Origin of the sequence: Legionella feeleii (genome assembly GCF_001467625.1) — a bacterium.
Classification (GTDB): Bacteria; Pseudomonadota; Gammaproteobacteria; order Legionellales; family Legionellaceae; genus Tatlockia; species Tatlockia feeleii.
The window spans coordinates 809,801-824,230 of the sequence record NZ_LNYB01000085.1; the positions used below are offsets into that span (position 1 = coordinate 809,801).

Genomic DNA, 14,430 nt, shown 5'->3' on the forward strand with positions numbered 1-14,430 from the left:
GTTAATGGCGCTGTAATAACGTTGCAGGTTTACAGGCCCATCACAGTGATACGTGTCTTCATGATGTAAATGGTGCTTCTGTAATAGAAAATCAACAATGTTTGCCGGACATTGCTTATCAACTTCGAGTCTAACCACATGACCATAGTGTCGGGAAAAAAGTTCGCGTTGCACCGCAACAGCTAAATCTTCTATTTCTTCTTCCCGCAAAAACAGATCGCTATTACGGGTCAGACGGAAGGGATAACAACCGTTTATTTCCATTCCAGGAAACAAGCTGTGAATATGAGTTTGTATAATAGATGCTAAATAGACAAAATAATTGCCGCCAGTTGTACAAAGTTCTGATGGCAGCGGAATCATTCTGGGTAAAGAGCGTGGCGCATGCACTACAGCGTAATCAATGTTCCGGTCAAAGGCGTCTTTACCACGTAAAGAGATAATAAAGTTCAAACTTTTATTGAACAAACGCGGAAATGGATGTGCTAAATCGAGCGCTATGGGACTGACAATAGGTAAAATTTCATTTTTGAAATAATGTTTTGCCCAGAGATGGATGTCTTCCGTCCAATCGTCAGTATTAAGAAAATGAATATTTTCCTTTTTCATCCCTGGAAGTAACTCTTTATTGAAGATGTCATAAAGTTCATCAGTGAGTAAATGAACTTTTTTACTCAATTGAGTAAAAATTTCGTCGGGACGTAAACCATCTATGTTGAGTTTCCTTGATGATAAGGCAATTTTTTCTTTTAAACCGGCGACCCGGATTTCAAAAAATTCGTCAAGATTACCGCTACAAATGCAAAGAAAACGCATGCGTTCAAGTAATGGCACGCGTTCATCTTTTGCAAGTTGCAGTACACGCTCATTAAATGCAAGTGCGGTAAATTCACGGTTGATATAGTATTCCGGGTTATCTAAATTAATACTCAAACCAGGCTCCCCAAAAGCATACATGGTAATAACGCTAGGGTAGTTGATCAGCCTTGTCGAAGGCAAGCGTTCTAAGAGGCAGCTTGTTGAGTTTCTATGCCGGCTTTACAAATTTAATTTTAACGGACAATAAAGAAACAAATGGCAATAAAAGCAAGGAAGCCCCAAAAGGGTGATAAAGGGAAATAGACTAGTGCTGCAAAAAACAACACGGAGATAATTGCTATAGGCCAGGAGAAATAGATGCCGACAACCCCTTGGGCAACCGAAAAAGAAGCTGCAGCGAGTAAGGCCAATGCACCATATTGCACGGCAATCATAATTTTACGCGTTATGGGACTATTATGACTACTAAGGACTTGATAACCAATGACAGCCATAATTAGGCCAGGTAAATTTAAACAGGCGACAGCTAGAATTAAACCTGTCATGCCTGCTGCCTTATAACCGATTAAAGCCGATAATTTAACGGCAGTTAAACCAGGAAAAAGAAAACTTGAGCCAACCATGGCGACAAATTCTTCCGGGCTAATCCATTGACGGTAATTGACAGCTTCATACTCCAGCAATTTCAGCATGGAGTTGCCGCCACCTAGAGAAATAAAGCCAATCTTGCCAAAACTGTAAATGATAGCCAGCAGATCTTTTATCATAACGCCAAAATTTGTTTTAGGAAATTGACATAGTCGCAAGAAATCTGGCCTTTCAGCAAGTGGTTTGCTATCGCTGTGACCAATAATTGCGAATGCCCTTCAATGCAGGCACTGAAAAAAATTCTTTCATTCAATTCCAGACGCGCTAGTTCGAGCTTGATGGTCGGAGTAGTGCTAAGTTTGTAAACCAGAGCCTCTTTTATTACCTCAATTTCTTGGCTCTGTGTTTGCAGTTTGTTTAGTAAGTCAGCTGCAAGAAGGTTATCGCTGCCTGGTAATAGTGCATCAGAAGGATAGTCGTTGAGATTAATTTTCTTGCTATATCCGCAGAAGGTTGTTTTCTCTAATAGGGGTTTGTAAAGTGGTTCAGAGCGCCGTCTCTTAATGTTGTAATTGCAATTGGGTAAGAGCAAATAACAATCTTCTCGATGCTTGACCTGATAATTGGATAAGAGAAGAAAGTGCTCATCCAGGCCATTTAAGGTAATAATCGTATCATCTGGCCAGAAAAAACGTGCTTCCCAACGAAGTTCATCTCTTCCTGCCAAAGGAAGCGTGTCCAAAGCGAGTAAATTATCGCTACTAATTTCAAAATTCCAAACCAAACGTTTGCTCATAGCTATCAATAAAAAATAATGATCTAACGCAAGACGATACGGCAGCAAAATAAGATAAGCAAGTTATGCGTGAGAATAGAAGAGGGCAACTCTACGAGGCAGAGCGTCGTCAAACCATTTGTTAATTAAAAATAAATTGCTTTTTACCATGGCGTTTTTCTCTTGTGTCGGATGACTCGCAAAATGATTCAAGACAGGTATATACTAGGATTTACTTCAATTAGTCCGTGTGATTACTCACCATTAAGGTAAAGGAAGGGATTGATATGGCTACGCTTCTGTTTGTTATTTATTTGATATTCACCCTGGTGGTGCTCTATCACGGCATGAAGGCCTTAACCTGGGAAATAGGTAGTGCAGTTTATTTGATACTTACCACTTTTGTATTTTCTATGCCTTGGCTCGCCGGTTTGATAGTCTGGTTGGCAATTATCGTTGCTGTCACAATCATCCATGTCGAACAGGTCCGTTTTGCCATCAGTGATTTTCTTTTTGATCGAGTAGGCAAATCAATTCCCAAGCTTACTAAAACAGAAGAAGAAGCTTTAAATGCCGGTGATACCTGGGTGGAGCAAGACATTTTTACGGGTTCACCTAATTGGGACAGGTTAGCCGATATTTCTTCAACACTGAGTGAAGAGGAGCAATCTTTTCTTGATAATGAAACACAAACACTATGCGGCATGATCGACGAATGGAAGGTAAGTCAGGCTGGTGATTTACCGGAGAATGTTTGGAAGTATATTAAAGAAAAAGGGTTTTTAGGGTTAGTAATTCCCAAGGAGTATGGTGGCAAGGGTTTTTCTGCAAGGGCTCATTCCGATATCGTTATGAAAATTGCCAGTCGCTCAGGTGTCGCTGCGGTTACGGTCATGGTACCTAATTCCTTAGGCCCAGGTGAATTACTTAATTATTACGGTACTAAGGAGCAAAAAGAGCAATATTTACCTAATCTTGCTAAAGGAGTGGATATACCCTGTTTTGCACTTACCGAGCCTGGAGCAGGTAGTGATGCGACCTCCATTCAGTCCGAAGCGGTGGTGGTTAAAAAGAAAATTGATGGCAAAATGATTTTGGGCCTGAAGATTAATTTGAATAAACGCTGGATTACTCTTGCCCCTATTGCGACGTTAATAGGTTTGGCAGTGAATTTAAAGGATCCGGATGGTTTGTTGAAAGGTGAGGGGGCAGAAGGGATTACCTGCTTATTGATCCCCAGGAATACCGAAAATCTTGAAATAGGAAATCGCCATTTGCCTGCCGATCAGCCCTTTATGAATGGTACTATCCGTGGAGAAAATATTTTTGTACCGATAACAACGATTATTGGCGGCCAAAAAAATGCTGGTCATGGGTGGCAAATGCTCGTTGAGTGTTTATCCATTGGTCGTTCTATTTCTCTGCCTGCGTTAGGGGCAGCATCTTCGTCAATCGCTTATTTAACCACGGGTGCTTTTGCCAGAATCCGTCGTCAGTTTAATGTCGAAATTGGTCAATTTGAAGGGATAGAGGAAAAACTGGCTGAAATTGCTGGTTTAAATTACTTAATCAATGCCAATCGCTTAATGACGGTTGCTGCTGTTAATGAACATAAAAAACCTTCTGTTGCTTCGGCCATCACGAAATATTTTAATACAGAACTTGCTCGCATAGCGGTAAATAATGCCATGGATGTTCATGCAGGCCGTTCTGTTGTAGTTGGCCCGCGTAATTATTTGACTAGTTATTATCTAGGGGTACCAGTTTCTATTACGGTAGAGGGTGCGAATATTATGTCGCGTAATTTGTTGATTTTCGGACAAGGGTCAATGGCCTGCCATCCCTTTGTACGTGATGAATTTTATGCTATTTCGCAAGAAGACAAATCCACTTTCCGTTCTTTAATTTGGCAGCATATTCAGTATTTTATGTCTAATCTTGCCAAAACGATCTGTTCAGCATGGACAGGCGGTATTTTTATTTCTGCTCCGGCAAATAGTTTAAAGCGAGAATACCAGCGACTTGCTCGCTTAAGTCACGCTTATGCCTGGTTGGCCGATTTATCGTTAATTTATTTGGGTGGTGAGTTAAAGCGAAAAGAACGTTTATCGGCAAGATTGGCAGACGGCATGTCCTATCTTTACCTTGCTATGGCAGCATTGCGTTATTTTCAAAAAAATGAAGCGCATGTTGATGAAAAAGTGCATGCTAAATGGGCGGTTTCCTATTGTTTCTATCATGCGCAAAAAGCCATGATTACCTTTTGCCAAAATTTCCCTTCCCGGCCCCTGGGATTGCTAGTGCGTTTGTTGGCCTTTCCTTTTGGACAAACAATGCGTTATCCAAGTGATAAGCTGGATCATCAATTGGCAAAATTAATGATGCAAAATAATCATTATCGTGAGCAAATGATTAAATCAATCTACCTCAGTGGGGATCCGAAACAGCCCGTCGATAGAATGGAGAATACTTTACAGCTTATCATCAAACACGAAGAGCTGTTCAAAAAAATTGGTGGTCTCAAACGTTTTAAATTTGAGGCTTTGAAAGAAAAACTGAGCGACAAAGTCAATAAAGGTGAACTGTCTCAGGAAGACATGGATGCAATTGTTGCGGTAGAACGGGCGCGCTGGGATGCTATTCAAGTCGATGAGTTTTCTTTTGAGTCGATGAAGAACAAACAATTTTCTTCTGTTATTGATAGTTTTCCAAATCCGTTGGATTAATAGAGGGTTTTACGGTCTCTTAACGTTGCAAGCATTGGCTGCTGCTCTTTAAAGCGTGTGAATTTGCTATAATCATTAGAATTCCAAGAGGTAAGTCTTCGAATTCATGAGGATAAATTGCAATATAGCCTGGGATGACGATTTCGCATCTATTGAGGATCAGATTTTTATTGGTAACGAATTATATGAGAGTGAATTATGGGTAGATCAAAAGTAACGCGTAAAGGTAAACACGAGTTATTGCCACCTGCTAAGGCTTTTGGGCAAATCATTGAAGTGGCTACTACTACTGAGGCAATTGATTATGCCTGTGAACAAGCAGAAGCTAAATTTACCCAAGCCGGAGTAATTCATAAGGCACCCGCCCAGACAATGTTGAAAAAGATGGGTAATGCTCGCCAGAATGTCCATTACCTGCGGGGTCCGAATGGCCAGCTTTGGGACGGTGAGATGACGGCTAGTAATCCTTATGAAAATCTGCAACAGAATCTGGCGAAACAAGAAGCAGAGGTTATGAATGACAAAATTCAGGATAAGGCTGTTGTAATGGATTATGCTTTCAGTGAGAAAGGCGACTATAGACGAGGCATCACCATAGATGGGGTAGAAATGGATGCCGAGAACGATGAAGATCGTGAAAAAATTGAAGTTGTTGATAATTTGTTTAATACCTGGCTTGCGGGCAACCAGTATCGTAGTGATGATAGTGTCATCTATAAAAGTAATGAGAATGGTGATTTTATTGTAGACAAGAAAGGCAATAAGGTAAGAGCCAGTGGTAGTGAGCTAAGTGATCTTATGAGCGGGGACAAAGGGTTTGAAAGCTATATGCAGGATCAGGGGATTGACGTGACTGCCCGGCAACAGTCCTTCCCGGGAGAAGAGCCTGCAGCTGTGGTGAGCAAAAAGCAACAGCAAGCCACTCAGCCTACTTCTGTACAAGAGGTGGACATCGAGGAGATTCCCGATTATGAGGGGGTGCGAACTCCAAAGAGTTAAGTACGAGAGGTGGTATTGGCGAATTTGAGTCGTTCAGAGGAGCCAATATCAACCCATAAACCCTGGTAGAGCTCCCCGCTGGCCAGGTTCTTGCCAGCCAAATCGCGAAGTAGGGGGACAACCGAGTATCTACCTGCTTTGCATTGTTCAAAAACGTCTGGGCGATAACAAGTTATTCCCGCAAAAGTATATACTCTTTGGTTAGTAAGCTGTTGTTGATTATCCAAACCAAAATCACCCTGATTATGCTGTGGATTAGGAACCAAGACCAGATGAACCCTGGTTTCTTCCGTCAGGTGTAATTGCGTGAAGTCATAATCAGTAAAAACATCGGCGTTAACAGTTACAAAAGGTTCTTTGCCTAACAAAGGCAAAGCAGCGTGAATGCCGCCGCCTGTTTCAAGGCCGCCCGGAGGCTCAGGAGAGTAGCAGATTTCAACTCCCCATTTGGTACCATTACCAAGATGTTGGCGTATTTGCCCGCCCAGGTAAGCATGATTAATAACGATACGTTCAAACCCCAATTTGGCGAGCCTTTCCACGTGATATTCAATTAATGGTTTATTGTGTACCTGGCACATGGCTTTGGGTATTTTGTCAGTAAGGGGTTTAAGGCGTACTCCCCTGCCGGCAGCTAAAATCATGGCAGTTTTCATGGTAAACGAATCCTATTTTGCATGAATTGATAAAATGGATGTAATTCTTCGTAAGTTTCGAGACACGCCATTACATAATGATGGGTTAGCGGTAAATCCTGCAAATAATTGGCTTTATTATCACGCAAATACAAGCGGGAGAAAACACCAAGCACTTTTAAATGACGTTGTAGACCACACCAATCGAAGGCACGGGTAAATGCTGATAAAGACCAACCTGTTGCACAAGGTGCCTGACCATGGAAAGTAGTCAGCCATTTCATGACCTGTTCGCGAGGCCATTGGATGTAGCAATCTTTCAGAAGAGAGACCAGGTCATAAGTAAAGGGGCCCAGCATTGCATCTTGAAAATCGATAATTCCCAAAGCATGATCTTCCTCTTCAGCAAGCAACATAATATTGCGTGAATGGTAATCGCGGTGAATAAAGCACTTTGGCTGTTGCAATATTGCGTCGCACAGTTGAGCAAATGTTTCATCTAAAAGTTTTTCTTCTGCAGCAGTTAGTTTTATTTTTAAATAAGCATCTAAAAACCATTCACGAAAGACATTTAACTCATACATAATGAATGGTTTGTCAAAGATAGGCAGTTGTGATGTTGCCTGAGTTGAACATTGCTGCATTTTGATGAGTGTATTCATAGCCATAGGGTATAACTTGTTGGCTGTTTCTACATTGAGATGATTGAGTAACAACGCGTCACCAAAATCGTCCAGAAGAGCAAAGCCTTGTTCTTTATCGACGGCATGGATCTGTGGAGTACGTACACCAGCAGTGCTTAACAAGCCAGCTACAGCGAGAAATGGTTGTAACGCTTCTTTATCAGGGGGGGCATCCATAACCACTTGGGTCATCGAATTATAATGAAGACGGAAATAACGCCTGAAACTGGCATCACCTGCTAGAGGATGTAGGGTAAATTTAGACGGTGCAAGCACTTTTTCAAGCCACTTGTTAAGTGCGTTTTGTCGATTATGCATGTTATACTCCTCAGCCTTGTTTTTAAGAGCCGGCCATGAAATTCTACAGAATTTAATGAGAGAATTTCAGGTAGACTCTTGCTTGCAGGTGTCATGTTTTTTTGCAAGTGACACGATCTGTTGACATTTCGCCAGTTTGATTCGAAAAACAATGCTTTTCGGCCAAGATAGTAGAAATGTCAATAGATCCTAAATTATCATGCACCTTGTGCATGTGGATCATAAGGTATTTTGGTGACGCTGAACATTAGGCTTGATGCTATACCGCAAGTAATTCATAAAATGATTTGTCATCGCTACGTGTTTGCAGGTTTTATTGCAACCAGCACGCTGGCTATAGGCACTTATCATGTGGCGACTTATGCCTCTGATATAATGATGGAGCCAGTGCAAGCTTGCGTAATCGCGCGTGATGTTGAGTTAAATGCGGTTGTTCGTTCTAGAATTGCTCAATGCTTAGGTTGGCAAGAAAATGCCCCTTTTTCTGTTTGCCGAGGCTCTTATACACCGCTTACAGTTACTCCGCTTGCGGATGATGAAATACTAATCATGGCCAATAATGTTTCTTTTTATAACCAAGGCCGCTCCCAATTGTCTGGCGATGTTGAAGTCCAACAAACTGAACGGATTGTCAATGCGCAAACTGCTTATGTTTACCGTGATGCCAAATCGAATAAAGTAACAAAAATTGAATTATTTGGAGATGTAAAATATTTAGAGCCAGAGCGCTTAATGATTGCAAGAAAGGCAACCATTAATCCACAAGATAAGTCTGGGCAAGTTGAAGATGTTCTCTATCGGTTTAACTCACAACGTCAAGGTGCCATTTTGCCAGCTTGGGGGCGTGCCAGTTTGATTCAACGATTCGCTAATCAAGATTATCGTTTAGAGCAGGCTACTTATAGTAATTGTGCACCTGAGGACAAAGCTTGGCAAATTGAAGCAGAAACGATTACTCTTGATAAAGCCAAGGCAACAGGGGTAGCACGAAATGCTAAATTACGTGTAGGCGGTTGGCCGGTGTTTTATACACCTTATTTTAGTTTTCCTACCTCTAAAGAGCGTAAATCAGGCTTCTTAATGCCAATTATTGGAACGTCGAATGTTGGTGGTTTTGATTACGCCCAACCCTATTATTGGAATATAGCACCCAATTATGATGCTACTCTTATCCCACATGTATATTCACGCCGCGGCCTGATGTTGGGAGGCCAGTTTAGGTATTTGACCACTCACTCTTATGGGGTATTCAACGGTCGTTTTTTACCTAATGATCGCGCTTTTCGCAATTTTATACTGGATAATGAAGTGCAATACCCTCAATTGCGTGGTACCTCAACAGACAGATGGTCTGTACAGTTGAAAGATAGCACGCAATTCAATCCTCATTTACATATGGGGATTAATTTCCAACAGGTTTCAGATCCCTATTATCTGCAGGATTTTAGTTCGAACCTTGCCATACTCACTGAGCGGCAATTATTACGTCAAGGGGATTTGACCTACACCACAGAGAATTGGTTATTTCGTGGTATGCTCCAAAGTTATCAAACTTTGCGTCCAGTGAATCAAACACCTATTGAGGATGTTTATCAGCGGTTACCACAATTAATGGCACGGGGCGTTTATGATGATTTACCTCTTAGGGGTAATTTCTCTTTGTTGGGACAATTTGACTACTTCCAATGGCCGGATAGTCGTTTATTAAAACCAGAAGGACCGCGTTACCACCTAAATCCGGTTTTATCTTTTCCTCAAATGAAACCCTGGGGATTTATTACACCTTCTGTGGAACTGGTAGAAAATTACTATGATGTGAAACAAAACCGTACTTTTTTTGATAGAGATGCCTTTCCATTAAACAATAGTCCTTATTTCTTAAATACGAATGCTTATGGCAGTAATTATTATCCTTATGGATTGAATTATTACAGCTCTTATGCATTAAATAGCAATGGTACGCCTTTAAACAGACAATTTAATCGTACAATACCTCGCTATAGTGTTGATGGTGGTTTGTATTTTGAACGTCCTGTAAATGTCATGGGGAAAATGTTTACCCAGACTTTAGAACCCCGGCTTTACTATCTTCACGTCCCTTTTCATGATCAAACGCCTATTCCTGTGTATGATTCTGGTTATATGATATTTAATACGGATCAACTCTTTCGTACTAACCGTTTTTCAGGGTTTGATCGTATCGGTGATGCTAACCAATTGAGTTATGCAGTTAGTTCACGCTGGCTCTCAGATCAAACAGGCGGTGAAAAAGCGACAGTTTCCATTGGTCAAACTCGTTATTTTGCTAATCGGCGAGTACAGCTTTGTCAGAATAATATGGGAACTTGTGTAGATAACCCTTTAACGTTGGGGTACCTGTCGCCTCTTGCGAAATCATCCCCTATAGCAAGTCGTGCAGTCTATCGTTTTCATCCAGCTTGGGTGTTAACTGGTGATTATGTTTGGGATCCCTATACAAGTGCAACCAATAATGGCCATCTCAATTTTCATTATCAACCAGCAAAGAATCAAATTGTTAGTGTCGGGTATACCTACTTGGTTAATGGGGATATTACGCAAGTAGCTAATAGCCAAGTGCAGGATAATTCTTTGCACCAGGCAACCTTTGCCTATGCCTGGCCTTTAAATGAAAGATGGAGCACTTTAGGTTCTTATAATTATAATTTAAGTAAACGGTATGCAATGATGACTTTTTTGGGGCTACAATATGATAGTTGTTGTTGGGCAGTAAGGTTGCTAGGAGGACGTACTTTCCAGAGTTTAAACACCCAATTGCAGCCAAGATATAATAACAATGTCTATTTACAGATTTTATTGAAGGGGCTAGGCTCTGTTGGAAATAGCGACCCAGCTAGTACAATACACACTTATATTCCTGGTTATACGGATAGTTTTCATAGTTAGACTTTGATTTTGTTTTAAATTAATTAAAGTTGCTTGTATTTTGATTAAGAATGGCCTAAATTGCCGAAAAAAAGATAGAGGATAATCGCATGCTAAAGCGGATTGCATTTTTGTTGTTACTCTTACCAGCCATGGTTATTGCAGGGCAGCCTTTGGATAAGGTAGTCGCTGTTGTTAATGATGGTGTTATTACAGAGAGTGAACTGAATTCTCAGGTCGAAATTTTACGACAGCAATTGGAGGCTAAACAAATGCAATTGCCTTCAGATGCTGTATTACGTAAACAAGTATTACAACATCTAATCGATGTTGATTTAGAGCTGCAAGTAGCGAAGCAAAATGATATTACAGTGGATACCGCTGATTTAAATGAAGCGCTCAATAAAATTGCAACTAGTAACCATTTAACCCTGACTCAGCTGCGAGAGGAAGTAAGCAAGCAAGGGCTAAGTTGGGAAAACTATCGGGAAAATATTCGTAAAGAAATGCTGATTAGCCGGTTGCAACAAAAAGCAGTAGGTAAAGACGTAGTCGCTGTGACAGCTCAACAAGTAGAAGATTACATGAAAACAGCACAACACGACGATAAAGCTAAACAGACTTACCATCTACAAAATATCGTGATTCCTGTACCGGAAGAGCCTACAACAGAGCAACTAAACAAAGCCCACCAGAAAGCGAAGGATTTACTTGTTAAACTAAAGCACGGTGATGATTTCAACCGGATGGCGATTGCCGAATCCAGTGGGGAATTTGCCTTGGAAGGTGGCGATTTGGGTGAGCGTCACCTTGCCGAACTTCCCGAGATTTTTGCCAAGCAGGTCGTGAACATGAAGGTTGGTGAAATTGCTGGACCAATACGTACGGGAAACGGTTATCAGTTGATCAAACTAACCGCTATCGGTGGTAATGATGAGCACCATGAAGTTACTAAAACGCATGTGCGTCATATTTTGCTAAAGCAGGATGCAAGTATGACCTCAACTGAAGCAAGTAAACAGGCCAATAATTTGTATCAACAGTTAAAGTCAGGTAAAGATTTTGCGTTGATGGCCAAGCAATATTCACTTGATGCTGCCAGCGCGGTTAAAGGCGGTGATTTAGGATGGGTGACTGCTGGCGAATTGGTACCAGAGTTTGAGAAAGTTATGGACGCATTACCGCTGCATAAGGTTAGCAAGCCAGTAAAGACACCTTTTGGTTGGCATCTAATTGAGGTCTTGGAGCGCAAAAAGATTGACGATTCAGCCTCTTTCAAGCGTCAACAAGTCAGACAATTTTTGCAACAGCGGAAATTTACGGAAGCAGTACAAAATTGGCAACAACATCTGCGTGCAGAAGCCTACATCAATATTTTGGATAAGAAATTAGCATGAAACCCCTACTGGTTAGTAGTGGGGAGCCAGCAGGGGTAGGGCCTGATTTATGTCTTGCTCTTGCTGCTTATGATTTACCTCTCGTTATTTTAGCTGATAAGGATTTGCTTGCGCAGCGGGCAGCAGAATTGAAATTAGCAATTACTTTTTCTGATTATCAACCGGATGCTCCTGTTATCACGAAACCAAATCACTTGACGGTTTTATCTATCCCTTGCGGTGCCAAGGTTGTTCCTGGGCAATTAAACCCTTTAAATGCAAGCTACGTAATTAATATGCTGAGTTTGGCAACGGATAAATGCCTGCAAGGTGAATTTGCTGCCCTGGTTACTGCCCCTGTGCATAAGGCTATCATTAACCAGGCAGGTATTGCTTTTACTGGCCATACAGAATTTCTAGCAAGGCACTGTAATACAGAGACAGTCGTTATGCTCTTGGCTTGTGAGGCCATGAAAGTTGCTTTAGTCACTACTCATCTTCCTCTGCGAGATGTGGCTGATGCCGTCACTAAACCCTTAATTACTTCAGTCGTTGAGTGTTTACATACAGCACTAAAATTTGATTTTGGCCTGAGCAATCCATGTATTTATGTAGCAGGTTTAAATCCTCATGCCGGTGAGGGTGGGTATTTAGGACGAGAGGAAATTGAGGTTATTACTCCTGCCCTAACCGAATTAAAGGCAAAAGGGATTAATGTCCAGGGGCCTTTTCCTGCAGATACTATGTTTACACCGCGTAATCAGCAGCACTGTGATACCTTTGTTGCGATGTATCATGATCAGGGATTATCTGTATTAAAATACGCTGGTTTTGGTTCGGCAGTTAATGTGACACTTGGTTTACCCATTATTCGCACCTCTGTTGATCATGGCACAGCACTGGATTTGGCAGGTACCGGTTTGGCAGAGACTGGCAGTTTGCTGGCCGCAGTCCGTATGGCAGAATCAATGGCAAGAATAAGAGAAAGCAGAAAATGACTATCATTAGTTTAGTTGCTGCAGTCGATGAAAATCGAGGTTTGGGAAAAGATAATCAGTTGCTTTGTCATTTGCCTGCGGATCTTAAACATTTTAAAACCCTCACTATGGGGAAGCCGATCATCATGGGACGAAATACCTATGATTCTATCGGAAAACCCTTGCCAGGAAGATTGAATATTATTTTAAGCAGGAAAAAACTTTCTCTCGAAGGCGTAGAAGTAGTTGACTCGCTTGCGAAGGCTTTAGCGCTGGTAAAAAATACGCCTGAAGTGATGATTATTGGAGGGGCTGCAGTTTATGAACAAGCCCTCAGTTTGGCTTCGCAGGTTTATCTAACAGTCATTCACCATCAATTTGATGCTGACGTCTTTTTCCCCGCGATATCCAAAACAGATTGGCAGTGTAAGGAAGCTGTTTTTCAGCAGCACGATGAAAAAAATAATTATGATATGACTTTTTATCGCTATGAGCGAATCTAGGGCTAAGCAAGCCCTAATTATTGTCACATTGGATGTGGTTAAAATGGTCTATTCGACAATGTCGGCCACAAGCAATCTCATTAAAGCTATTAATGACACAATTTTCATCACGCCTTTGCGCACAGGCCACTTTTAAGGGTGATTTCACACAACCATAGCCGCAGCTAATATGCCCAAAGCTATCAGCAACACACTGTTGATCAGGCATTCTTGCACAAGCAACTCGATTAATTGAGCGTAAACAATTGAATCCACAGACTTGTTCGCCGAACGGACCTTTCATACATTGCTGAGTAGTCTGAGAGTGGCTATGGTAACGGCTTGGATATTGGGTTTGGTATGGGTTGTTATAAGAGCCATGCTGATGCGTGCGTTGGTGTTCATCGATTAGTATAAGGTAATTATCGGTAATAATTTCATGGCCTGCATAGGAAATATTACAATGATGATAACCGGGCCAGGTTTTGCCCGGTTGCCTGCTACCCCTAAAAAAAGCCTGGCATAAGAATAGAGGAGCACCATTGCTATCAAGGCCAATTCTTAGAGGGGATTCTCCATTATCGCCTTGCCACTGAGTGTGGTTAAATAATTGCCTGTACGGTATATCAAATTGGTCGACGATATATTCTTTTCCACCATAGGGGACATTACAACGACCATAACCCTCCCAGGTTTTACCCGGCTGAGTGCTATTAAATAGGCGAGCCAGACATAGATACAACGGTTTACCATTAGTATCGGTTCCAGTCCTTAATGCGTTTACTAATGAGTGAGTCGGATAATGATCGTGATGGTTGTAACTGGCAGAAGCTAAGGGGGATAGGCAGAATGTCAAGAAGAGAAAATAAATTATACGCATTATTCAATTCCAAGCTATCATGTTAATAATTTACTCAATAGGGTAACTTACAGGATGCTTGCCTGGCAAGCAATGATCCTTACTAGCTAACTAACTATAGGAGATGAGTAAGGAGAAATCCTAAATGTTAGAAATAAATTTAAGTAAAAAATGAAAAAAGTGTTTGACAAGGAAGAGCGGATGAGTAGAATACGCATCACGCCTTCGGGGCGGGTTCATTAAGAAGTGGAAGACAAACTGTGTGGGCGCTTCGAAGAATTGGAGTGCT

The 14,430-nt window shown here is 41.4% G+C and carries 12 protein-coding genes; 6 read left to right on the forward strand and 6 right to left on the reverse strand.

The genetic code is table 11. The features are described 5' to 3' along the window. The 3 genes from Lfee_RS15990 to Lfee_RS16000 all read right to left on the reverse strand — a co-directional run. Positions 1-933, reverse strand: a 933-nt coding sequence (locus Lfee_RS15990) for a polyphosphate kinase (RefSeq protein WP_462138130.1), incomplete at its 3' end; no start/stop codon positions are given. Positions 934-1,052: 119 nt separating this feature from the next. Next, the gene (locus Lfee_RS15995) at positions 1,053-1,586 is read right to left on the reverse strand and encodes a chromate transporter (protein WP_058447964.1); all 534 of its coding nucleotides are present in this window, start codon (positions 1,584-1,586) and stop codon (positions 1,053-1,055) included. After that, entirely contained in the window at positions 1,583-2,203 is a 621-nt protein-coding gene (locus Lfee_RS16000; protein WP_058447965.1) for a hypothetical protein, read from the reverse strand. The genes Lfee_RS15995 and Lfee_RS16000 overlap by 4 nt, the downstream gene beginning before the upstream one ends. Positions 2,204-2,469: 266 nt before the next feature. On the opposite strand from Lfee_RS16000, the gene Lfee_RS16005 reads away from it, so the two are divergent. Beyond that, positions 2,470-4,908 (forward strand): acyl-CoA dehydrogenase, encoded by a 2,439-nt coding sequence (locus tag Lfee_RS16005; protein WP_058447966.1) that lies wholly within the window; start codon positions 2,470-2,472, stop codon positions 4,906-4,908. Positions 4,909-5,106: 198 nt separating this feature from the next. Beyond that, complete coding sequence (locus tag Lfee_RS16010; protein ID WP_058447967.1) at positions 5,107-5,907, forward strand: hypothetical protein; 801 nt, start codon at positions 5,107-5,109, stop codon at positions 5,905-5,907. Here the strand turns inward: Lfee_RS16010 and murU are convergent. Then, positions 5,904-6,563: an N-acetylmuramate alpha-1-phosphate uridylyltransferase MurU gene (gene murU / locus Lfee_RS16015; protein ID WP_058447968.1), complete on the reverse strand. Its 660-nt coding sequence runs from the start codon at positions 6,561-6,563 to the stop codon at positions 5,904-5,906. The genes Lfee_RS16010 and murU overlap by 4 nt on opposite strands. Further along, positions 6,560-7,543 (reverse strand): aminoglycoside phosphotransferase family protein, encoded by a 984-nt coding sequence (locus Lfee_RS16020; RefSeq protein WP_058447969.1) that lies wholly within the window; start codon positions 7,541-7,543, stop codon positions 6,560-6,562. Before Lfee_RS16020 ends, murU begins: the two co-directional genes overlap by 4 nt. A 282-nt stretch (positions 7,544-7,825) precedes the next feature. On the opposite strand from Lfee_RS16020, the gene Lfee_RS16025 reads away from it, so the two are divergent. The 4 genes from Lfee_RS16025 to Lfee_RS16040 all read left to right on the forward strand — a co-directional run bounded on the left by Lfee_RS16025 (position 7,826) and on the right by Lfee_RS16040 (position 13,303). Next, positions 7,826-10,468 (forward strand): LPS-assembly protein LptD, encoded by a 2,643-nt coding sequence (locus Lfee_RS16025; RefSeq protein ID WP_058448060.1) that lies wholly within the window; start codon positions 7,826-7,828, stop codon positions 10,466-10,468. Between the two features lie 89 nt (positions 10,469-10,557). Next, complete coding sequence (locus tag Lfee_RS16030; RefSeq protein ID WP_058447970.1) at positions 10,558-11,844, forward strand: peptidylprolyl isomerase; 1,287 nt, start codon at positions 10,558-10,560, stop codon at positions 11,842-11,844. Beyond that, the gene (gene pdxA, locus Lfee_RS16035; RefSeq protein WP_058447971.1) at positions 11,841-12,821 is read left to right on the forward strand and encodes a 4-hydroxythreonine-4-phosphate dehydrogenase PdxA; all 981 of its coding nucleotides are present in this window, start codon (positions 11,841-11,843) and stop codon (positions 12,819-12,821) included. The genes Lfee_RS16030 and pdxA overlap by 4 nt, the downstream gene beginning before the upstream one ends. Continuing rightward, positions 12,818-13,303, forward strand: coding sequence for a dihydrofolate reductase (locus Lfee_RS16040; protein WP_058447972.1), 486 nt, complete (start codon positions 12,818-12,820; stop codon positions 13,301-13,303). Before pdxA ends, Lfee_RS16040 begins: the two co-directional genes overlap by 4 nt. A gap of 13 nt (positions 13,304-13,316) precedes the next feature. Here Lfee_RS16040 and Lfee_RS16045 read toward each other — a convergent pair whose 3' ends face one another. Next, entirely contained in the window at positions 13,317-14,162 is an 846-nt protein-coding gene (locus tag Lfee_RS16045; RefSeq protein WP_058447973.1) for a DUF3421 domain-containing protein, read from the reverse strand. Between the last annotated feature and the right edge of the window lie 268 nt (positions 14,163-14,430).

Excerpts from the sequence above, each read along its gene's own strand:
- murU (WP_058447968.1), bottom strand. The coding sequence starts at position 6,563 with ATGAAAACTGCCATGATTTTAGCTGCCGGCAGGGGAGTACGCCTTAAA.
- Lfee_RS16005 (WP_058447966.1), top strand. The coding sequence starts at position 2,470 with ATGGCTACGCTTCTGTTTGTTATTTATTTGATATTCACCCTGGTGGTG.
- Lfee_RS16025 (WP_058448060.1), top strand. The coding sequence starts at position 7,826 with ATGATTTGTCATCGCTACGTGTTTGCAGGTTTTATTGCAACCAGCACG.
- Lfee_RS16000 (WP_058447965.1), bottom strand. The coding sequence starts at position 2,203 with ATGAGCAAACGTTTGGTTTGGAATTTTGAAATTAGTAGCGATAATTTA.
- Lfee_RS15995 (WP_058447964.1), bottom strand. The coding sequence starts at position 1,586 with ATGATAAAAGATCTGCTGGCTATCATTTACAGTTTTGGCAAGATTGGC.
- pdxA (WP_058447971.1), top strand. The coding sequence starts at position 11,841 with ATGAAACCCCTACTGGTTAGTAGTGGGGAGCCAGCAGGGGTAGGGCCT.
- Lfee_RS16030 (WP_058447970.1), top strand. The coding sequence starts at position 10,558 with ATGCTAAAGCGGATTGCATTTTTGTTGTTACTCTTACCAGCCATGGTT.
- Lfee_RS16045 (WP_058447973.1), bottom strand. The coding sequence starts at position 14,162 with ATGCGTATAATTTATTTTCTCTTCTTGACATTCTGCCTATCCCCCTTA.
- Lfee_RS16040 (WP_058447972.1), top strand. The coding sequence starts at position 12,818 with ATGACTATCATTAGTTTAGTTGCTGCAGTCGATGAAAATCGAGGTTTG.
- Lfee_RS16010 (WP_058447967.1), top strand. The coding sequence starts at position 5,107 with ATGGGTAGATCAAAAGTAACGCGTAAAGGTAAACACGAGTTATTGCCA.
- Lfee_RS16020 (WP_058447969.1), bottom strand. The coding sequence starts at position 7,543 with ATGCATAATCGACAAAACGCACTTAACAAGTGGCTTGAAAAAGTGCTT.